The sequence below is a fragment of the Streptomyces sp. NPDC001851 genome (assembly GCF_040297165.1).
Classification (GTDB): Bacteria; Actinomycetota; Actinomycetes; order Streptomycetales; family Streptomycetaceae; genus Streptomyces.
On sequence record NZ_JBEOYR010000007.1, the window covers coordinates 196,227 to 216,736 of the forward strand.

The following is a 20,510-nucleotide window of genomic DNA, read 5'->3' on the forward strand; positions in this document are numbered from 1 at the left end:
CTCACCCAGGAGAGCAGTCGTCATGAACACCCGTGCGCCCGCAGTGGAGGCGCGCCGTCTCGTCAAGACCTATCCCGGTGAGGTCACCGCCCTCAGCGGGATGGACATCACCGTGACGCCCGGCACCGTCTTCGGACTCCTCGGCCCCAACGGCGCCGGCAAGTCCACCACCGTCAAGATCCTCACCACCCTGGCACGCCCCGACTCCGGCACCGCCACCGTCGCCGGACACGACGTGCTGCGCCACCCCGACCGGGTGCGCCGCGCGATCGGCGTGGTCGCGCAGCAGTCCGGCGCCGACCCGGTCGCGACGGGCCGGGAGAACCTCCAGCTCCAGGGCCGCCTCTACGGGTTGAGCGGCACCGCGCTGAACCGCCGGGTGGACGAACTGCTGGAGCGGTTCACGCTCGCCGAGGCCGCCCGCCGGCCTGTCAAGGGCTACTCGGGCGGTATGCGGCGCCGCCTGGACGTGGCGCTCGGGCTGGTACACCGGCCCGAGGTGCTCTTCCTGGACGAGCCGACCACCGGCCTCGACCCGGAGGCGCGCACCGCCATGTGGGAGGAGATCGGCCGGCTGGCCGGCGAGGAGGGTCTGACGATCCTGCTCACCACGCACTACCTGGAGGAGGCCGACCGGCTCGCCGAACGCATCGCCATCGTCGACCGCGGCCGGATCGTGGTCGAGGGCACCCCGGACGCCCTCAAGGGCGAACTGCGCGGCGACGCCGTCCGCCTGGAGCTGGGCGAGCCGGTCGGCGAGGCCGGACGCACGCCGCTCACCACTGCCCTGACCGCGCTGCCCGGGGTGCACGAGGCGCTGTGCGAGGGGCGCCGGATCAGCGTCCGCGCCGACGACGGAGCCGCCACGGTGCCCGCGCTGCTCGCCGCGCTGGACCGGGCCGGGGTCACCGTCACCTCGGCCACCGTCGCCCGGCCCTCGCTGGACGACGTCTACCTCCGCCACGCGGGCCGCCGGTACGCCGAGGCGGAGGCCGAGACCGGGGCCGTACTCACCGGAGGTGCGCGATGAGCGCCGCCCTCACCCAGACCTGGTACATGACACAGCGGCAGCTGCGGGTGTTCGCCCGGCAGCCCGCCTACGCGGTCATCACCCTCATCCAGCCGGTGATCTGGCTGTTCCTGTTCGGCAACCTCTTCAAGAAGGTGGTCGAGCTGGGCGGCTTCGGCACCACCTCCTATCTGGACTACCTGGTGCCGGGCGTGGTCGTGATGAGCGCCCTCAGCTCCAACATGTGGGCCGGCATGGGCACCTTGGAGGAGATCCAGCGCGGCACCCTCGACCGCTTCCTGACCACCCCGGTCAGCCGGGCCGCGCTGATGAACGGCAACGTCGTCAACAACGGCCTGGTCACCGCGTTCCAGTCGGTGGTCATCGTGCTGCTCGGGCTGCTCGGCGGCGCGGACTACCCCGGCGGCGTCGGCGGCGTCGCGATCCTCGTGCTGGCCGCCGTGCTGCTCGGCACGGTCTTCGGGGCCCTGTCCAACGCGCTCGGCATGCTCGTGCGCGAACGGGAGTCGATCATCGGCATCAACACCTTCCTGCTGCTGCCGTTGACCTTCCTGTCCAGCGCCTTCATGGCGCCCGCCCGGATGCCCGGCTGGATGCGGCACATCGCCGGCTTCAACCCGCTCGACTGGGCCATGGTGGCGGGCCGTTCGGCGATGTCCGAGCATCCCGACTGGGGTGACGTCCTCGGCCGCGGCGGGGCGCTGCTCGCGCTGGCGGTCGCGGCGGTGTGGCTGTCGATCCGCACCTTCCGCTCGTACCAGCGGTCGGTGTGATGATGTAGGGCATGCCGCCCTACGATCTCGCGAACCGGCTCGTCGTCGGTGTCGCCTCCAGCGCCCTGTTCGACCTTCGTGAGTCGGACGCGGTCTTCCGCGAGCAGGGCGAGGAGGCCTACCGCGCCTACCAGGAGGAGAACGTCGACGACACGCTCCGGCCCGGTGTCGCGTTCGCGTTCATCCGCAGGCTGCTGTCGCTCAATGACCTCGGCGAGCCGGGAGACCCGCTCGTCGAGGTCATCATCCTCTCCCGCAACGACCCGGACACCGGTCTGCGGGTCATGCGGTCGATCCAGACCCACGGACTGCCGATCAGCCGGGCCGTCTTCATGCAGGGCCGGTCCCCGTACAAGTTCATGCCCGCGCTGAACATGTCCCTGTTCCTGTCGGCGAACGGCGACGACGTGCGGGAGGCCGTCGCCGCGGGACTGCCCGCAGGACACGTGCTCGGAGCGGCGTACCCGGACGACGCCGCCGACCGGGAGCTGCGGATCGCGTTCGACTTCGACGGGGTGCTCGCCGGTGACGCCGCCGAGCAGGTGTACCAGACCGACGGACTGGAGGAGTTCCGCGCGCACGAGGCGCGTAACGCGGCGACCCCGCACGACCCCGGGCCGCTGCGGGACTTCCTCGCCGGGGTGAACCGGATACAGCGCCGGGAGGAGGAGCGGCGCGGGAGCGACCCGGACTACGCGGTGCGGGTCCACGTCTCCATCGTGACCGCGCGCAACGCCCCCGCCCACGAGCGGGCGGTCAACAGCCTCAAGCAGTGGGGCGTGCGGGTCGACGACGCCTTCTTCCTCGGCGGCATCGACAAGGGCGCGGTCATGAAGGTCCTGGACCCGCACATCTTCTTCGACGACCAGGTGACGCACCTGCGCAGTACGTCCCGGACCACGCCCAGCGTGCACATCCCGTTCGGCAAGATCAACGAGGTGTCGTCCTGAGCGACGGTCAGGCCGCCGCCGCGCCGCTCTCCTGCTCGGCCTCGACGCGGGCGTTCCACTCCCGCTTGGAGGCCTGCCAGCCGTCCTCGTTGTGCCCCAGGCGCCAGTAGCCGGAGATCGACAGGTCCTCGCGCGGGATGTCCCGCTCGACCCGGAGCAGCCGGCGCAGCTCCTTCACGAAGCCCGCCTCGCCGTGCACGAACGCGTGCACCCGGCCCTCGGGGAACTCCAGCGCGCGTACGGCCTCCAGGAGCGCCTCGCCGACCGGCCGGTCCCCGCGGTGCAGCCAGACGACCTCCACCTCGGAGTCGATCTTCTGCTCCTCGTCGGGGCCGGACACCTCCACCAGGGCGTGCGCGCGGGCGCCCGCGGGCAGTGCCTCCAGGGACCGTGCGATCGCGGGCAGTGCGCTCTCGTCACCGGCGAGCAGATGCCAGTCGGCGGCCGGGTCGGGGGCGTAGGCGCCGCCGGGGCCCATGAAGCGCACGGTCTCGCCCGGCTGCACCCGGGTGGCCCACGGGCCGGCCAGTCCCTCGTCGCCGTGGACGACGAAGTCGAGGGTCAGCTCCCGGTGTTCGGCATCCCAGGCGCGCACGGTGTAGGTCCGGGTCACCGGCCACTGCTCCCGCGGGAACTCCGCACGGATCCGCTCCAGGTCGAAGGGTTCCGGGTAGGTCACGCCGTCGGGGCCGAAGAGCAGCTTCACGTAGTGGTCGGTGCAGGTGTCCGCCGCGAAGTCGGCCAGGCCCTCGCCGCCGAGCACCACCCGCTGCATGTGCGGGGTCAGGCGCTCGGTGCGGATCACCTGGGCGATACGGGCCTTGCGCGGCTTTCGTCCCGGACGCTCTGCCATCACGACCTCCTGGAGAATGGTTAGGTTTACCTAAGTTAGCATCCCGCCCGGAGTCAACACCTCTTCCTTCAGTGCTTGATGAGAGCCCTTTGCCGGAACATTCCGGTCCGGATCACTCGGCGAGCGTGGTCAGCAGCCGCTGCAGCGAGCCGCCGAGTCCCCAGCGCCTGGCGAGCTGCTCCAGCGCCGCCGGGTCGCGCGGGGCGTGCGGCAGGGCCGTGTCGACCTCCGGCAGCGGGACGTCGTCGGCCACCCGCACCACCTTCGGTGCGACCGCGACATACGGCCGGGCCTCGGTGAGCCGCTTGCGCTGCGACGGCGTGAGCTTCGCCCGCGGGTCGTCGACCGCCGCCATGATCCCGGCCAGGTCGCCGAACTCGGCGAGCAGCTTGGCGGCCGTCTTCTCGCCGATCCCGGCCACGCCCGGCAGGCCGTCGCTGGGGTCGCCGCGCAGCAACGCGAGATCCGCGTACCCGCGCCCGTCGACCCCATACTTCTCGCGCAGCACCGCCTCGTCGGTCAGCTGCAGCGTGCCGACGCCCTTCAGCGGGTACAGCACCCGGATCCCGCGCGCGTCGTCCACCAGCTGGTACAGGTCGCGGTCGCCGGTGACGATGTCCACCGGGCCCTCGGCACGCGCCGCGAACGTGCCGATCACGTCGTCCGCCTCGTACCCCGCGACGCCGACCCGGGCGATGCCGAGTGCGTCCAGCACCTCCTCGATGACCGGCACCTGCGGGGAGAGGGTGTCCGGCACCTCCTCCTCGTCCGGCGCGCCCGTGTGCTCCTCGGCGACCCGGTGTGCCTTGTAGGTCGGGATGAGGTCCACCCGCCAACCGGGGCGCCAGTCGGCGTCCATGCAGGCCACCAGGTGCCCCGGCCGGTGGTCCCTGACCAGCCGGTCGATGAAGTCGAGCAGTCCGCGCACGGCGTTCACGGGCGTGCCGTCCGGGGCCTTCACGGAGTCCGGGACGCCGAAGTAGGCGCGGAAGTACAGCGAAGCGGTGTCGAGGAGCATGAGTCGTCCGGTCACGCTCGCATCATGCCGTACGGCACCGACAGCCACCCCGCGCGCCGGAACACGTTGCGTGCTGCGCACCGCCGTGACTCCGGCCACGTGCGTGTTTGCCTCCGCTTGACCTGGGCAGGCGCGGCCTCTGTTCCGACCGCCGAGACGAGAGGTACGCGTGCAATCGAGGCTTGAGGCCGAGCACCTGTTCAAGGTGTTCGGCAGAAGACCGGACGACGCCGTGGAGCGCCTGCGGCAGGGCGCCGACCGGAGGGAACTGCGCGCCGACGGCACCACCGCCGCCGTGATCGACGCCTCCTTCCGTGTCGAGGCCGGCGAGATCTTCGTCGTCATGGGCCTGTCGGGCTCCGGCAAGTCCACCCTGCTGCGCATGCTCAACGGCCTGCTGGAGCCGACCGCGGGCAGCGTCCGCTTCGACGGCCAGGACCTGACCGCACTCACCGCCCGCGAACTGCGCGAACTGCGCTCGAAGAAGATCAGCATGGTCTTCCAGCACTTCGCGCTGTTCCCGCACCGCAGCGTCCGCGACAACGCCGCCTACGGCCTGGAAGTGCAGGGCGTGCCCCGCGCCGAGCGCGAACGCCGCGCCGACGAGGCGCTCGCCCTGTGCGGCCTGGCCGGCTGGGAGAAGTCCTGGCCGGACGAGCTGTCCGGCGGCATGCAGCAGCGCGTCGGCCTCGCCCGCGCCCTCGCCACCGACGCCGACCTGCTCCTCATGGACGAGTCCTTCAGCGCCCTGGACCCGCTGATCCGCCGCGACATGCAGGACCAGCTGCTGGAACTGCAGAAGACCCTGAAGAAGACCATCGTCTTCATCACCCACGACCTCAACGAGGCCATGCGGCTCGGCGACCGCGTCGCCGTCATGCGCGACGGCCGCATCGTGCAGACCGGCACCGCCGAGGACATCCTGCTGCGCCCCGCGAACGACTACGTCGCCTCCTTCATCCAGGACGTCGACCGCTCCCGCGTGCTGACGGCGGGCGCCCTCATGGACACCTCGGTCACGGCCGACGCCCCGCTGTGCGGCTGCGAGACCGCGACCCGCGAGACGCCGTTCGCGCAGCTGTGCGCGATCAGCGCCCGGCTGTCCCACCGGGTCTCCGTCGTGGACGAGGCCAACAAGGTCGTCGGTGTCGTGCCGAGACAGCGGCTGATCGGCTTCCTCGGCGACGAGACGGCCGGTCCGGCCCCCTGTGACAACCCGGGCGGGAAGGTGATCAGCCGTGCCTAGGATCCACCTCGGCGACTGGGTCGACTCCGGCGTCAAGTGGCTGCTCGACCACCTCTCCTGGCTCTTCGACGCCGTCAAGGCGGTCATGGAGAGCATGTACAACGGCATCGACGCCGTGCTCGGCGCGCCCCAGCCGCTGCTGATGGCCGGCATCCTCGCCGTCCTCGCCTGGTGGCTGCGCGGCCTCACCGCCGGCGTCCTCGCCTTCGCCGGATTCGCGCTGGTCGATTCGCTCGCCCTGTGGGACCGGGCCATGTCCACGCTCTCCCTGGTCCTCGTGGCCACCGTGATCGCGCTGGTGATCTCCGTCCCGCTGGGCATCTGGGCGGCCCGCTCCAGGACGGTCAGCGCGACCGTGCGGCCCGTCCTGGACCTGCTGCAGACCATGCCGTCGATGGTCCTGCTGATCCCGGCCATGCTCTTCTTCGGCCTCGGCACCGCCCCCGGCGTCGTCGCCACCCTCATCTTCGCGCTCGCCCCCGGCGTCCGCATGACCGAGCTGGGCATCCGTCAGGTCGACGCCGAACTGGTCGAGGCCGCGGAGGCGTTCGGCACCACCCCGCGCAACATCCTCTGGCGGGTCCAGCTGCCGCTCGCCCTGCCGACCATCATGGCCGGCGTCAACCAGGTGATCATGCTGGGCCTCTCGATGGTCGTCATCGCCGGCATGGTCGGCACCGGCGGCCTCGGCGGTGCCGTCAACGAGGCCATCGGCCAGCTCGACATCGGCTACGGCTTCGAGGCCGGCGTCGGCATCGTCGTGCTCGCCATCTACCTCGACCGGATCACCGGCGCGCTCGGCACCCAGCTCTCCCCGCTCGGCCGCAGGGCCGCCGCGAAGGCCCGCACGCGCGCGTGGTCGTACCGCCCGCGCCCGGCCGTCGCGGTCGTCGGAGTGGTCGTGCTCGCCCTCGTCGCGGCCGGAACGAGCGTCTTCGGACCCTCCGCCGGCACCTCCGAGGCCTCCGGACCGGACGTCGGCAAGGGCAAGGAGATCAGGATCGGCTACATCCCCTGGGACGAGGGCATCGCCTCCACCTTCCTCTGGAAGGAGATCCTGGAGGAACGCGGCTTCAAGGTCACCACCACCCAGTACACCGCCGGCCCCCTCTACACCGGCCTCGCCACCGGCCAGCTCGACTTCCAGACCGACTCCTGGCTGCCCACCACCCACGCCGAGTACTGGAGCAAGTACGGCAAGCAGCTCGACGACCTCGGCAAGTGGTACGGCCCCACCTCCCTGGAGCTGACCGTCCCCTCCTATGTCAAGGACGTGAACTCCCTGGCGGACCTCAAGGACCACGCCTCCGAGTTCGGCGGGAAGATCGTCGGCATCGAGCCCAGCGCGGGCATGATGGGCCTGCTCAAGAGCAAGGTCCTCAACGCGTACGGCCTCCAGGGCAGCTACGACGTCATCGACGGCTCCACCTCCGCCATGCTCTCCGAGCTGAGGCGCGCCTACACCAGGAAGCAGCCGGTCGTCGTCACCCTCTGGTCCCCGCACTGGGCCTACAGCGACTACGACCTGAAGAAGCTCAAGGACCCCCGGGGCGCCTGGGGCAAGGGCGACGGCGTGCACACCCTGGCCCGCAAGGGCTTCACCGACGACAACCCCCAGGTCGGCCGCTGGCTGAAGGACTTCTCCATGACCGAGAAGCAGCTCACGAGCCTGGAGTCGCAGATCCAGAAGGCCGGCAAGGGCCGGGAGCAGGACGCCGTCCGCGACTGGCTCCGCGAGAACCCCGGCCTGGTCGACAAGTGGGCCCCGGTCGCCAGGAAGGACTCCCGCAGTCGGGCGGCCGGGTGACCTGACCGGTCCGGACCGCCACCCGAGGGGCGGGCGCCGCCGTACGCCGCAACGCGTCCGGCGCGCCCGTCCCTCGCCTCGTCCGCGGGCACAGCAAGAATCCGGCCAATCACTGTACGTGATGATCGTTGGCCTGAGCGCGGCCGCCCGGCCCAGCTGGTCGGCATATTCACCCCCGGTGGGTACTCAGCCACCAGGGATCCCGAGGGCCCGTCACCGTGGCGCGAACCGTGAGGGTGAGGGCTTCCCGGCATGTCGGGGATGTGACAGGGCGTGAAACGGTTTGCCGAACATGCGTAGGGTGCAGAGAAGTCATCAGAGAGGGCCCGCCCCGACCCGGGCACCCGGACAGTGGCACGACGAGCGAGGGAGGGAGCCGGAGCGATGGGCGACCACAAAGAGCAGCCCGTACGGGTGGGCGCGGCCGTCCGGCGGCGCCGCCGGGCCCTGGAACTGACCCTCGCCGTCGTGGCCGAGCGCACCGGGCTGTCGGTGCCGTTCCTCAGCCAGGTCGAGAACGACCGGGCCCGCCCCAGCCGCACCTCGCTGGAGAAACTGGCCGACGCCCTGCGCACCACGGCCGTCGAACTCCTCGCCGCCGCCGACCCGGCGGCCAGCGTGGACGTCGTCCGCGCCGACCCCGCCGACCCGGACGACTTCGCGCCCCGCACCCGCTCCCTGGTGCGCGGCCACCATCAGCTGCACGCCTCCGAGTTCACCGGCGACCACGACGCCGGCCGCGAGTTCCAGCACCGCAACGACGAGCTGATGTACGTCGCCGACGGTGCGGTGGAGATAGAGGCCGAGGGGCGCGCCTATCGCCTCGGCCGCGGCGACACGCTGTACCTGACCGGTGGGGTTCGGCACCGGTGGCGGGCCACGGTGCCGGATACGCGGGTGATCGTGGTGGCGGTGGCGGAACACATCGAGGCCGTTCAGGACAGGTCTCGCTGAGTGTCCGGCGGGAGGCGGTGAGCGGCGTGCCGGGTCTTCGGTCGTCCGCGGCGCCGTCGTGGCTGGTCGCTCCCCCGAGTTCTCGGCTTCGCTCGAACCCGGGGGGACCCCCATCGCGGCGGCAGCCGCATGTCAGGCACGGCCCCGCGCCCCTTTGGCGCGCTGCCCCGGCGGGGGTCGCGTAGTGCGCGTCGTCTCCCTGGTCCCGTCCCTCACCGAGGCCGTGGCGGCGACGCTGCCCAAGGCCCTCGTCGGTGCCACCGACTGGTGCACCCACCCGGCTGACCTCGACGTCACCCGGATCGGTGGCACCAAGAATCCGGACACGGAGCGCATCCTCGCCCTCGCCCCCGACCTGGTCATCGCCAACGAGGAGGAGAACCGCGCCCCCGACCTGGACGCCCTGCGCGCCGCGGGGTGCGAGGTGCTGGTCACCGAGGTGCGGAGCGTGCCGCAGGCCTTCGCCGAGCTGGCCCGGGTGCTCGCCGCCTGCGGTGCGCCGGGACGCCCGCGCTGGCTGGCGGAGGCGGAGGCGGCATGGGCCTCCCCGCCGCGGGCCCGGGCCCGTACCACCACCGCCGTCGTACCGATCTGGCGCCGGCCCTGGATGGTGCTGGGCCGGGACACCTTCGCGGGTGACGTCCTGGCCCGGCTCGGCGTCGGCCATCTCCACGCCGGCCATCCCGAGCGCTACCCCCGCGTGCCGCTGGAGGAGTTGCGCGCGGCGGCCCCGGACCTGGTGGTCCTGCCCGACGAGCCCTACCGCTTCACCGCCGACGACGGCCCGGAGGCCTTTCCCGGACTGCCCTGCGCCCTGGTCAGCGGGCGGCACCTGACCTGGTACGGGCCGTCCCTGGCCGAGGCGCCGCGGGTGCTGGCCGAGGCGCTGCGAGCAGCTCACCGCTGAGCAGGCCGCGTACGGTGCCGGTGGCGGCCGCCGACCAGGCGACCGCGAGGACGGCGTACAGCCCGACGGCCAGCCCGTCGTAGACCGCGAGACCGGTGCGCCGGGCGAGGACCAGGGCGCCGGTGACACATGTGCCCACCGGGAAGGTGAACGCCCACCAGGTCATCGCGAAGCCCATGCCCCGCCGGCGGGCCCGCACCACGTGCGCGGTCGCCAGCGCCAGCCACAGCAGCGCGAACCCCATGACCGGCACCCCGTACAGCACGGCGAGGACACCGAGGCCACGGTCGTACGGGGCCGGTACGACCCCGGGAGCCGCGTCCGCGATCCGGCCGACCGCGGTGGTGGACTGCCCGAGCGGACCCAGGACCAGGAACAGGGTCGGGGTGAGCGCGAGCGGCAGCGGGCCGGCGGTGACCAGCCGGGCGAAGACCAGCGGCAGCATCAGCAGCGTCGCGCACAGGCTCAGCCCGAACAGCGCGAAGCAGGCCAGCAGCAGGGTCTCGCGGGGCGGGCCCGGCGGCAGACGGGGCACCAGCAGCGGGCCGAGGGCGGCCGAGACCATGGGCGCGACCAGCGGCAACAGCCACACCGGGGTGGCCTGCGCGGGCTGTACGCGATGCCGTACGGCCATCAGGTACGGCACGGTCACGGCGGCCGCGAGCCCGACCGCCGTACCGGCGGTGAACAGGGCGGTGTCCAGGGCGACGGCCGTGCCGGTGCCGAGCAGGTCCCGCCCGGCCGTCAGGGCGCCGCCGCCGACCGACAGCAGCGCCATCGACAGGCAGCCGTAGAAGGGCGCCACGGCCGGGTCGAGGAGATGGGTGCGGGCCTGGTCCCGGTGGTGGGCCCAGTGCAGGGTCCGGGCCGTCAGCAGGGCCACGAGCATGATCAGGGACAGTGCCCAGGCCCCCTCGAAGAGATCGCGCCACCCCGGCCCGCGCACCGGCAGCGCGACGCCGGCCGAGCCGAGGACGGCGGTGCCCATGACGGGGGCGTACCAGTTGGGGCCGAGATGGCGGACCCGGGGTGCGCGGTGGACGGAGGGGACGGACTGGGGCTCGGCTACGGTGACCACACGTCCACGATCACGCCGCTGTCCGCTGCCGACCAGGAGGTACTCGCCTATGGGGGCATAAGCTGGTCTTATGAGCGAGGGGCAGCGGGAGCGCACGGAATCACTGGCCCACCGGGTGCCGGACCTGGCCGCACTGGAGTTGCTGCTGGCGGTGGCGCGGCTGGGCAGCCTCGGGGCGGCGGCGCGTGAGGTCGGCATCACCCAGCCCGCCGCCAGCAGCCGGATCCGCTCCATGGAACGGCAGCTGGGCGTGGCCCTGGTCGACCGCTCGCCGCGCGGCTCCCGGCTCACGGACGCCGGCGCGCTGGTGACGGACTGGGCCCGTCGGGTCGTGGAGGCGGCGGCGGCCTTCGACGCGGGTGCGCGGGCGCTGCGCGACCGGCGGGACTCACGCCTCAGGGTCGCGGCGAGCATGACCATCGCCGAGTACCTGCTGCCCGGCTGGCTGCTCGCGCTGCACGCCCAGCGGCCCGACACGGCGGTGTCCCTCCTCGCCGGCAACTCGGCGAAGGTCGCGGAACTGCTGCTGTCCGGTGAGGCGGACCTCGGCTTCGTGGAGGGGCTGACGGTACCGACGGGCCTGGACTCCACGGTCATCGCCCACGACCGCCTGATCGTCGTCACCGCGCCCGGCCACGCCTGGGCCCGCCGCAGGCGTCCCCTGACGGCGGACGAACTGGCGGCGACCCCGCTGATCCTCCGCGAGCGCGGCTCCGGCACCCGCCAGGTCCTGGACGCGGCGCTCGGCGGCCTCGCCCGCCCCCTGATCGAGCTGTCCTCCACCACGGCGGTCAAGGCCTCGGCCGTCAGCGGCGCGGGCCCCTCGGTCCTCAGCGAGCTGGCGGTGGGGGAGGAGCTGTCGATGCGGCGCCTGGTCGGCATCCCGGTGGAAGGCGTCTCCCTGCGCCGAGAACTGCGAGCGGTCTGGCCGACGGGGCACCGGCCGACGGGGCCGGCCCGGGAGTTGCTGTCGCTGACACGGGGCTGACGGGTGCTGCCGCCGGGCGGCGGTGCCCCGAAGCCGACGGCACCGCGGCTCGCCACGGGCGCGACCGGCCCACCCTGACCAGCACCCGGGAGCGAACCGCGACCCCTGCGGCGCGCACCCCGCAAAACCGGTGGCCGCGCCGCTCACCGACCCGGCACGATGGCCGGCATGCCCGTCACCGCCCCGCCCGCCGCAGGCGTCCGCGCCCCCTGGGAGAATCTCCCGTCCGTCGTCCGTGACGCCGTCGCCGAGGTGCTCGGGGCGCCGGTCGTGCACGCCGTCACGCAGAACGGCGGCTTCTCGCCCGGCGTCGCCGCACGGGTGCGCACCGCCGCGGGCGGCACCGGTTTCGTCAAGGCGGTGAGCGCCGAGGCCAATCCGCACAGCCCCCGCCTGCACCGCCGTGAGGCACGCACCGCCACCGCGCTCCCGGCCGCCGTAGCCGCGCCCCGGCTGCTCGGGACGTACGACGACGGCACCTGGGTGGCGCTGGTCTTCGAGGAGGTGGCGGGGCGTCAGCCGCACGTGCCGTGGCGGCCGGACGAGTTGCGCCGGGTGCTCGACGCCGTGACCGGGCTCGCCCGCACCGGCACACCGTGCCCCCTCGACGTTCCGCCCGTCGCCGAGGACCTGGCCGACAGCTTCAGCGGCTGGCGCAGGCTCCTGGACGGCGAGGCCGGTGGCGTACGCGACCGGCTCGGTGCCTGGACCGCCGCTCATCTGCCCGACCTCGCCGCACTGGAATCCCGCTGGGCCGACGGCGCCTCGGGGGACACTCTGGCCCACGGCGACCTGCGCGCGGACAACGTGCTGCTCACCGACGACGGTGGCGTCGCCCTCGTGGACTGGCCGCACGCCCTGCGCGCCGCCCCCTGGTTCGACCTTCTCGTGCTGCTGCCGTCCGTGCGGGCGCAGGGCGGACCCGATCCCGAGGAGGTCTTCACCGCGCACCCCCTGGGCCGGGACGCCGACCGGGACGCCGTGACCGCCGCGCTGGCCGCCCTCACGGGCTACTTCCTGCGCAGCTCCCTGAATCCGCCGCCCCCGGGCCTCCCCACCCTGCGCCCCTTCCAGCGCGCCCAGGGCGACGCGGCCCTGGCCTGGCTGAGAAAACGGCTGTGATCAGGGCTGGGGTCGCGGCTGCCCGGTGTCGGTTCGGGGGGCGGCTGTGACCAGGCCGGGCCTACCGCTGCCCGGCGTTGGCTCCGGGAGCGGCTGTGACCAGGCCCGGGGCCGCGGCTGCCCGGTTGGCTCATGGAGTAGCTGGGACCACGCCCGAGGCCACGGCTGGTGTCGGTTCAGGGAGCGGCTCTGAGCAGGCCCGGCATCACCGCTGCCGGCCCGGCTCAGCTCGCGGCAGCGATCAGCGCTCGCATCACGCGCAGGTCCTCGCCCATCTCGGGGTGCCACTGCACGCCGAGCACCCACCCCCGCTGCGTCGGCAGCTCGACCGCCTCCACCGTGCCGTCCGCCGCGTGGGCAGAGGGCACCAGTCCCGTGCCGAGCCGGTCCACGGCCTGGTGGTGGTAGGTGGGCACGGTCGTCTCCTCCGGCACGATCCCGGCGTACAGGCTGCCCGGCACCGGCTTCACCGGATGGCCGCCGAACACGCCGACCACCTCCGCGTGCCCCTCCAGGTGCTGCACCAGCGTCCCGCCGAGCGCCACGTTCAGCAGCTGCATGCCCCGGCAGATGCCCAGCAGCGGCGTCCCCGCGGCCAACGCGGCCTCGATCAGCGCGAGTTCCCAGGTGTCGCGGGCCGGGGCGGGCGGGCCCGTGCGGGGGTCGCGCTCGGCGCCGTACCGGGACGGGTCCACGTCCGGGCCGCCCGCGATCACCAGCCCGTCCAGCCGGGCCACCGTCGCCGCCGCCTGCTCCGGCGCGTCCGGCGGCAGCAGTGCGGCCAGCCCGCCGGCCCGCTGCACCAGCCGCGGGTAGGCGGCGGGCAGCAGGGCCGCCTCCAGTTCCCACACGCCCCACCGGGCACCGGTCTCCAGATACGTACTCACACCGATCAACGGCCGTCCGGTCACGCCGCCCTCCCAGTCATCCAAAGGTGTCCACGGATACCTTTGCAGAGCGAGGTCATGTCAGGAAGCCCCGCAGCAGTGCCGCCGTGCCCGCGCAGTGCTCGCGCATCATCTCGCGCGCGCCGTCCGCGTCCGCGTCCAGCACCGCCTCCACGATCGCGGTGTGCTGGCGCTGCGAGTGCTCCAGGTTGCGCACCAGCAGCGGGATGCAGTCGAGCAGGTCGTTCACGGTGGCCCGGACCGCCGCGTACTGCGCGGTCAGGGAGGGGGAGCCGCACAGCTCGGCAAGGGTCAGGTGCAGCAGGGTGTCCGCCCGCCGGTAGTCCGCCAGCGGAGCCTCGTGCGTGCGGTCCAGTGCCTCGCGCAACCGGTCCGCCTGCTCCCGGGTCAGTCCGTGCGCCGCGCACAGCCCGGCCGCCCCCACCTCCAGGACCTCCCGGAACCGCAGCACGTCCTCGACGTCGACCTCGGCGATCCGGCGCCGCAGCTCGTCCTCGCCGCCGGCGTCCGCGCGCGGCAGCACGAACGTTCCGCCGTAGCGCCCGCGCCGCGCCTCCACCAGCCCCTGGTCCTGGAGCACCTTCAGCACCTCGCGCAGCGTCACCCGGCTGATCCCGAGCCGTTCCGCCAGCTCGCGCTCGGCCGGCAGCCGTTCCCCGCCCGGCACCAGACCGAGCCGCACGACCTGGAGGATCTGCTCCAGTGCCTCCTCGAAGCCGTTGCCCGCCCGCACCGGCCGAAGCACCGGAGCGAGCCGGTCGTCCAGCCCGTCGGTACCGATGTCCTGCGACATCCGCCGTACCCCCTTCCCAAGCAATGGTTCTGAGCAATACCTTATGGCTCCCGGCCCGGCCGAAAAAGCGCGTAGGCGCCGAAGGAGGCTCTCCCGTGGCAGACCGCACACCCCCGCTCAGCGTCGAGGAACTGCACGCCCTCGTAGCGAGCGGTGAGATCGACACTGTCGTCCTGGCCTTCCCCGATATGCAAGGGCGCCTCCAGGGCAAGCGGTTCGCCGCCCGCTTCTTCCTGGACGAAGTGCTGCGACACGGCACCGAGGGGTGCAACTACCTCCTCGCCGTCGACACCGAGATGAACACCGTCGACGGCTACGCGATGTCCTCCTGGGACCGCGGCTACGGCGACTTCGCCATGCACCCCGACCTCGCCACCCTGCGCCGCATCCCCTGGCACCCCGGCACCGCCCTGCTCGTCGCGGACCTCGCCTGGAACGACGGCTCCCCGGTCGTCGCCGCGCCCCGCCAGATCCTGCGCCGCCAGCTGGAGCGGCTCGCCGAACTCGGCTACACCGCGCAGGTCGGCACCGAGCTGGAGTTCATCGTCTTCAAGGACAGCTACGAGGCGGCCTGGGACGCGGGCTACCGGGGCCTGACCCCCGCCAACCAGTACAACATCGACTACTCGATCCTCGGCACCGGCCGCATCGAACCCCTGCTGCGCCGGCTGCGCAACGACATGGCCGGCGCCGGCCTCACCGTCGAGTCCGCCAAGGGCGAGTGCAACCCCGGCCAGCACGAGATCGCCTTCCGCTACGACGAGGCCCTCGTCACCTGCGACCAGCACGCGCTGTACAAGACCGGCGCCAAGGAGATCGCCGCCCAGGAGGGCGTCTCGCTCACCTTCATGGCCAAGTACAACGAGCGCGAGGGCAACTCCTGTCACATCCACCTCTCGCTCGCCGACGCCGCCGGCGACAACGCCATGGCCGACGGCGACGGAATGTCCGACGTCATGCGGCACTTCCTCGCCGGACAGCTGGCCGCCCTGCGCGACTTCTCGCTCCTCTACGCACCCAACATCAACTCCTACAAGCGGTTCCAGCCCGGCTCCTTCGCCCCCACCGCCGTCGCCTGGGGCCACGACAACCGCACCTGCGCCCTGCGCGTGGTCGGCCACGGCCGCTCCCTGCGCTTCGAGAACCGCCTCCCCGGCGGCGACGTCAACCCCTACCTCGCCGTCGCGGGGCTCGTCGCGGCAGGCCTGTACGGCATCGAGCAGAAACTCGAACTCCCCGAACCCTGCCCGGGCAACGCCTACACCGCCGACTTCGCGCACGTCCCGACCACCCTCCGCGAAGCCGCCGAACTCTGGGAGACCAGCCCGATCGCCAAGGCCGCCTTCGGCGACGAGGTCGTGGCCCACTACCGGAACATGGCGCGCGTCGAACTGGACGCCTTCGACGCCGCGGTCACCGACTGGGAGCTGCGCCGCTCCTTCGAACGCCTGTGACAACGCCTGTGAAAGGTCATCACGTGTCCGACCCGCACGAGCTCGTCGTCCTCAACCCCGCCACGGAAGAGGTCCTCGCCACCGTCCCCGCCGCGAGCGAGGAGGATGTGGCCGCCGCCGTCGTACGGGCCGCGCGCGCCCAGACCGGATGGGCCGCCCTCGCCCCCGCCGACCGCGCCCGCCTGCTGCGCCGCTTCGCCGACACCGTCGACGCCCACGTCGAAGAGCTGGCGCGACTGGAGGTCCGCGAGGCCGGCCACACCGTCGGGAACGCCCGCTGGGAGGCCGGCAACGCCCGGGACCTGCTGCTGTACGCGGCCGGCGGCGCCGAACGCCTCCTCGGCCGGCAGATCCCGGTGCCCGGCGGCTGGAACGTCACCTTCCAGGAACCCCTCGGCGTCGTCGGGGTGATCGCGCCCTGGAACTTCCCGATGCCGATCGCCGCCTGGGGCTCCTTCCCGGCGCTCGCGGCCGGGAACGCGGTCGTCCTCAAGCCCGCCGAGACCACCCCGCTCACCGCGCTCCGCCTCGCCGAACTCGCCCTTCAGGCAGGCCTGCCCGAGCACGTCTTCCAGGTGCTGCCCGGCTACGGCCACACCGCCGGACGCGCCCTGGTGGACCACCCGGACGTCGCCAAGATCGTGTTCACCGGCTCCACCCGCACCGGCCGCGAGGTCATGGAGCGCTGCGCGCGGCTCGTCAAGCCGGTCACCCTCGAACTCGGCGGCAAGAGCCCCAACATCGTCTTCGCCGACGCCGACCTCACCACCGCCCTCGACCCCTTCTCCTTCCTGGACAACTCCGGCCAGGACTGCTGCGCCCGCACCCGCATCCTGGTGCAGGAGACGGTGCTGGAGGAGGCCCGGGACTTCCTCGCCGACGCGCTCGCCTCCGTCGTCGTGGGCGACCCCGCCGACGAGAAGACCCAGATGGGCCCGCTGATCTCCGGCCAGCAGCTGGACCGCGTACGGTCGTACGTCCCCGCGGACGCCCCCGCCCTGCGCGGCAGCGCCCCCGACGGCCCCGGCTTCTGGTTCCCGCCGACGGTCCTGACGGGGGAGCGGCCGGACAGCCGGGCGGCCCGCGAGGAGATCTTCGGGCCCGTCGCCGTCCTCCTCCCCTTCACCGACGAGGAGGACGCGATCCGCCTCGCCAACGACACCCCCTACGGCCTCTCCGGCTCCCTGTGGACCCGGGACCTCGGCCGCGCCCTGCGCCTCTCCCAGGCCGTCCGCGCGGGCAACCTGTCCGTCAACTCCCACTCCAGCGTCCGCTACTGGACCCCGTTCGGCGGCTTCAAGCAGTCCGGCCTCGGCCGCGAACTGGGCCCCGACGCCCTGACCGCCTTCACCGAAACCAAGAACGTCTTCATCAGCAACGTCTCCCCCAGCACGGAGGGCCCCGCACAGTGACCGAGAACAGTGTTTGCCGCCGCCTGGTCGGCCGTACCGCCGTCGTGACCGGAGCCGGCAGCGGCATCGGCCTCGCCACCGCCCGCCGGCTCGCCTCCGAGGGCGCCCACGTCGTCTGCGCGGACGTCGACGAGGTCCGCGGCAAGGCCGTCGCCGACGAGGTCGGCGGACTCTTCGTGAAGGTCGACGTCACCGACCCCGAGCAGGTCGAGGCGCTGTTCAGGACGGCGTACGACACCTACGGCAGCGTCGACGTCGCCTTCAACAACGCCGGCATCTCCCCGCCCGACGACGACTCCATCCTGGAGACCGGCCTGGAGGCCTGGAAGCGGGTCCAGGAGGTCAACCTCACCTCCGTCTACCTGTGCTGCAAGGCAGCCATCCCCTACATGCGCCGCCAGGGCAAGGGCTCCATCATCAACACGGCGTCCTTCGTGGCCCGGATGGGCGCGGCGACCTCCCAGATCTCGTACACCGCCTCCAAGGGCGGCGTGCTGGCCATGTCCCGCGAGCTGGGCGTGCAGTTCGCCCGGGAGGGCATCCGGGTCAACGCCCTGTGCCCCGGGCCGGTCAACACCCCGCTCCTCCAGGAGCTGTTCGCCAAGGACCCCGAGCGGGCCGCCCGCCGGCTCGTCCACATCCCGGTCGGGCGGTTCGCCGAGGCCGAGGAGATCGCCGCCGCGGTCGCCTTCCTGGCCAGCGACGACTCCTCCTTCGTCAACGCCACCGACTTCCTGGTGGACGGCGGGATCGCGGGAGCGTACGTCACGCCCCTGTAGGACGCGTCACAGGAACGTGTGTCCTTCGCCCCGGTAGGTGGGCACGGTCGCGGTGACCGTGTCCCCCTCGACCAGGTGGAGGGCGTCGAACCGCTCGCACAGCTCGCCCGCCTTCGCGTGCCGGAACCACACCTTGTCGCCGATGAGGAGGTCGTCGGCGGGCGAGCCGAGCAGCGGGGTCTGCACCTCGCCGGGGCCTTCCTGGGGGTCGTACGCCAGCCCCTGCGGCAGGTACGGCACCGGAAGCCGGTCGGGCCCCGCGGCGCCGGAGGCCGGATAGCCGCCGCCGAGCACGGTGACGACCCCGACCCCCGGCCGCCGTACGACGGGCTGGGCGAACAGGGCCGCCGGACGGCCGGTGAACGACGTGTAGTTGTCGAAGAGCCGCGGCACGTACAGCCCCGAACCGGCCGCTATCTCGGTCACGGCGTCCTCGGCGGCGGTGTGCTGCACACTGCCCGTGCCGCCGCCGTTGACGAACTCCAGACCGGGGACGACGGCCCGCACCGCGCGGACGACCGCGGCCCGCCGCGCGGCCAGTTCCCGGCGGGCGGCGGCCTGCATCAGCCGGATCGCCCGGGACCGCAGCGGCCGCCCGGCCACCGCGTCCCCGACCCCGGCGACGTGCCCCTCGTACGCCATGATCCCCACCAGCCGGAAGCCCGGCCGCCGGGCCACGCTCCGGGCCAGCTCGGCGAGTTGGGCGGGGGAGCGCAGCGGAGAGCGCCGCGCCCCGACCCGGACGCGACCGCCCAGCAGCTGCAGTGAAGTGTCCAACTCCAGGCAGACGCGCACCACTTCGCGTCCCCCGTCACGGGCGGCGTCGATGAGGTCGAGGTGCGCCGGATCGTCCACCATCACGGTCACCGCACCGGCGAGCTTGGGATCGGCGGCCAGCTCCGCGAAGCCGGCCCGGTCGGCCGAAGGATAGGCCAGTAGGACGTCGTCGAACCCGGAGCGGGCGAGCCACAGCGACTCGGCCAGCGTGAACGACATGATCCCCTGGAAGCCGTCCCTGGCCAGGACGCGCTCCAGCAGGGCCCGGCAGCGCACGGACTTGCTGGCGACCCGGACCGGCTTGCCGGCGGCCCGGCGGACGAGATCGGCCGCGTTGGCGTCGAAGGCCTCCAGGTCCACGATCGCGAGAGGGGCGTCGAGATGGGCGGTGGCCCGGTCGTAACGGGCCCGGTCGGCGGCGCGCGCAGTCATGACGGAAGCCTGCCAGACGGGATTACCGCAGGGTAGGGGGACGTTCCGGGCAGATGCCCCGGCGCCCCGGACTCGTTCTGATTCCGGCCCGGACAACCCGTAGAGTGACGCGCACGTACGGCGGAACGACCCCGGCCGCTTCGCTGAACCGGGATGCCGCTCCGGCCGTACGGGTATGCGTGCCCGGGACGGAGCCTTCGCCCGGGCACGGCCGAGCAGCGCAGCGGCCCGCGTACGTGAGGACGGCCCGGGCAGCACGAGGAAACGGGGGGTGCATGAGCACGGAAGCGCGCCACGCACCCATCCCGCCGCGCCCCTCGGCCCCACCGCGCCCGTCGACTCCGCCCGGCCGCCCGGCGGACACCAGTGCCGAGCCGCCCGCGCACCGGCCGCCCGCCGCCCCGGCGCCGCCGCACCCCGCTTCCGCCCGCGTGGCCGACACGGCACTCCCCGAGGACCCCGACGACGAGCCGTCGGTCTTCACGCCCCGCACCCCCCGCCCGACCGCCGGCAACGGCTCGGCTTCCGACGGGGGTCCGGTGGCCGGTGGTATGCCCGCTGCCGGGGGTTTCGCGCGGGGGAGCCGGGCGGCTGCGAGGGGTGGCGTGCCTGGCGACCGGGGCAGCGTCGCAGACAGGGGCCCGGGGCTCGCCGGGCGGGCGCCGGGCGGCGGCCTGCCCTCCGCCGCAGAACTCGCGCATGACGGCCGGACGCCGTCCGCAGGGTTCGCGCGTCACGGTTCCGGTTCCGCCGGGCGGTCGACGGGAGACGTCCCGCTCTCCGGCGGCGGCCTCGACGACCGGGCCTCCGCCGACGGTACCGCGCACGACGGTCGCTCGGCGGGCGGTGGCTTTGTGCGTGGGGATCGGCTGGCCGGCGGTGGCTTGGGGCGGGGGGATCGGTCGGCCGAAGGTACCCCGCACGACGGTCGCTCGGCGGGCGGTGGCTCTGGGCGCGGGGATCGGCTGGCCGGCGGTGGCTTTGGGCGGGGGGATCGGTCGGCCGAAGGCACCGCGGGCGACGGCCGCTCGGCCGGCGGTGGCTTTCGGGGTGCGGATCGGTCGGCCGAAGGCGGCTTTGGGCGTGCGGATCGGTCGGCCGAAGGTGGCCTTGGCCGTGGGGATCGCTCGGCCGGCGGTGGCCCCGGGCGTGCGGATCGGTCGGCCGGTGGGCGGGCCGTGCGTGGCGGGCGGCCGGTGGGTGAGGTCTCCGGGGGCCGTGCCGGTGCG

The 20,510-nt window shown here is 73.3% G+C and carries 18 protein-coding genes; 12 read left to right on the forward strand and 6 right to left on the reverse strand.

Going from position 1 to position 20,510, the window contains the following annotated elements:
- Positions 1-22: 22 nt before the first annotated feature.
- Genes ABT171_RS12500 through ABT171_RS12510 form a run of 3 tightly spaced genes read left to right on the forward strand, consistent with a single transcriptional unit; the run spans position 23 to position 2,753 of the window.
- Positions 23-1,030, forward strand: a complete 1,008-nt coding sequence (locus tag ABT171_RS12500) for an ATP-binding cassette domain-containing protein (RefSeq protein ID WP_351242697.1) — start codon at positions 23-25, stop codon at positions 1,028-1,030.
- On the forward strand, positions 1,027-1,803 hold the full coding sequence (locus tag ABT171_RS12505; RefSeq protein ID WP_351242699.1) for an ABC transporter permease: 777 nt from the start codon (positions 1,027-1,029) through the stop codon (positions 1,801-1,803). Before ABT171_RS12500 ends, ABT171_RS12505 begins: the two co-directional genes overlap by 4 nt.
- 11 nt (positions 1,804-1,814) lie before the next feature.
- Positions 1,815-2,753, forward strand: a complete 939-nt coding sequence (locus ABT171_RS12510) for a 5'-nucleotidase (protein WP_351242701.1) — start codon at positions 1,815-1,817, stop codon at positions 2,751-2,753.
- A gap of 7 nt (positions 2,754-2,760) precedes the next feature.
- Here the strand turns inward: ABT171_RS12510 and ABT171_RS12515 are convergent, their stop codons facing one another.
- Complete coding sequence (locus ABT171_RS12515) at positions 2,761-3,606, reverse strand: siderophore-interacting protein (RefSeq protein ID WP_351242703.1); 846 nt, start codon at positions 3,604-3,606, stop codon at positions 2,761-2,763.
- Between the two features lie 112 nt (positions 3,607-3,718).
- Positions 3,719-4,624 (reverse strand): 5'-3' exonuclease, encoded by a 906-nt coding sequence (locus ABT171_RS12520; protein ID WP_351242950.1) that lies wholly within the window; start codon positions 4,622-4,624, stop codon positions 3,719-3,721.
- A gap of 169 nt (positions 4,625-4,793) precedes the next feature.
- On the opposite strand from ABT171_RS12520, the gene ABT171_RS12525 reads away from it, so the two are divergent.
- The 4 genes from ABT171_RS12525 (at position 4,794) to ABT171_RS12540 (ending at position 9,538) form a co-directional block, all read left to right on the forward strand.
- On the forward strand, positions 4,794-5,870 hold the full coding sequence (locus tag ABT171_RS12525) for a quaternary amine ABC transporter ATP-binding protein (protein WP_351242705.1): 1,077 nt from the start codon (positions 4,794-4,796) through the stop codon (positions 5,868-5,870).
- A complete protein-coding gene (locus ABT171_RS12530; protein WP_351242707.1) occupies positions 5,863-7,677 on the forward strand; it encodes an ABC transporter permease/substrate binding protein in 1,815 nt (604 codons plus the stop codon). The genes ABT171_RS12525 and ABT171_RS12530 overlap by 8 nt, the downstream gene beginning before the upstream one ends.
- 384 nt (positions 7,678-8,061) lie before the next feature.
- Positions 8,062-8,631 carry a helix-turn-helix domain-containing protein gene (locus tag ABT171_RS12535; RefSeq protein ID WP_351242709.1) on the forward strand — a complete coding sequence of 190 codons (570 nt, stop codon included), beginning with the start codon at positions 8,062-8,064 and terminating at the stop codon, positions 8,629-8,631.
- A gap of 184 nt (positions 8,632-8,815) precedes the next feature.
- Entirely contained in the window at positions 8,816-9,538 is a 723-nt protein-coding gene (locus ABT171_RS12540) for a helical backbone metal receptor (RefSeq protein ID WP_351242711.1), read from the forward strand.
- On the opposite strand, the gene ABT171_RS12545 is transcribed toward ABT171_RS12540, so the two are convergent.
- Positions 9,450-10,616, reverse strand: a complete 1,167-nt coding sequence (locus ABT171_RS12545) for a TDT family transporter (RefSeq protein WP_351242713.1) — start codon at positions 10,614-10,616, stop codon at positions 9,450-9,452. The genes ABT171_RS12540 and ABT171_RS12545 overlap by 89 nt on opposite strands.
- A 70-nt stretch (positions 10,617-10,686) precedes the next feature.
- On the opposite strand from ABT171_RS12545, the gene ABT171_RS12550 reads away from it, so the two are divergent.
- The gene (locus ABT171_RS12550; protein WP_351242715.1) at positions 10,687-11,604 is read left to right on the forward strand and encodes a LysR family transcriptional regulator; all 918 of its coding nucleotides are present in this window, start codon (positions 10,687-10,689) and stop codon (positions 11,602-11,604) included.
- Positions 11,605-11,772: 168 nt separating this feature from the next.
- Entirely contained in the window at positions 11,773-12,726 is a 954-nt protein-coding gene (locus ABT171_RS12555; RefSeq protein WP_351242717.1) for a phosphotransferase, read from the forward strand.
- 224 nt (positions 12,727-12,950) lie between these two features.
- Here ABT171_RS12555 and ABT171_RS12560 read toward each other — a convergent pair whose 3' ends face one another.
- Together ABT171_RS12560 and ABT171_RS12565 are read right to left on the reverse strand one after the other, a co-directional pair.
- Positions 12,951-13,637, reverse strand: a complete 687-nt coding sequence (locus tag ABT171_RS12560) for a gamma-glutamyl-gamma-aminobutyrate hydrolase family protein (RefSeq protein ID WP_351242719.1) — start codon at positions 13,635-13,637, stop codon at positions 12,951-12,953.
- Positions 13,638-13,689: 52 nt separating this feature from the next.
- Positions 13,690-14,427 (reverse strand): FadR/GntR family transcriptional regulator, encoded by a 738-nt coding sequence (locus ABT171_RS12565; protein WP_351242721.1) that lies wholly within the window; start codon positions 14,425-14,427, stop codon positions 13,690-13,692.
- Positions 14,428-14,522: 95 nt separating this feature from the next.
- On the opposite strand from ABT171_RS12565, the gene ABT171_RS12570 reads away from it, so the two are divergent.
- The 3 genes from ABT171_RS12570 to ABT171_RS12580 are packed head-to-tail and all read left to right on the forward strand — an operon-like array spanning position 14,523 to position 18,072.
- Positions 14,523-15,881, forward strand: coding sequence for a glutamine synthetase family protein (locus ABT171_RS12570; protein WP_351242723.1), 1,359 nt, complete (start codon positions 14,523-14,525; stop codon positions 15,879-15,881).
- A 23-nt stretch (positions 15,882-15,904) separates the two neighbouring features.
- Complete coding sequence (locus ABT171_RS12575; protein WP_351242725.1) at positions 15,905-17,293, forward strand: aldehyde dehydrogenase family protein; 1,389 nt, start codon at positions 15,905-15,907, stop codon at positions 17,291-17,293.
- The gene (locus ABT171_RS12580; protein ID WP_351242727.1) at positions 17,290-18,072 is read left to right on the forward strand and encodes a 3-oxoacyl-ACP reductase; all 783 of its coding nucleotides are present in this window, start codon (positions 17,290-17,292) and stop codon (positions 18,070-18,072) included. Before ABT171_RS12575 ends, ABT171_RS12580 begins: the two co-directional genes overlap by 4 nt.
- A gap of 6 nt (positions 18,073-18,078) precedes the next feature.
- Here the strand turns inward: ABT171_RS12580 and ABT171_RS12585 are convergent, their stop codons facing one another.
- Positions 18,079-19,281, reverse strand: coding sequence for an amino acid deaminase/aldolase (locus ABT171_RS12585; RefSeq protein WP_351242729.1), 1,203 nt, complete (start codon positions 19,279-19,281; stop codon positions 18,079-18,081).
- Between the last annotated feature and the right edge of the window lie 1,229 nt (positions 19,282-20,510).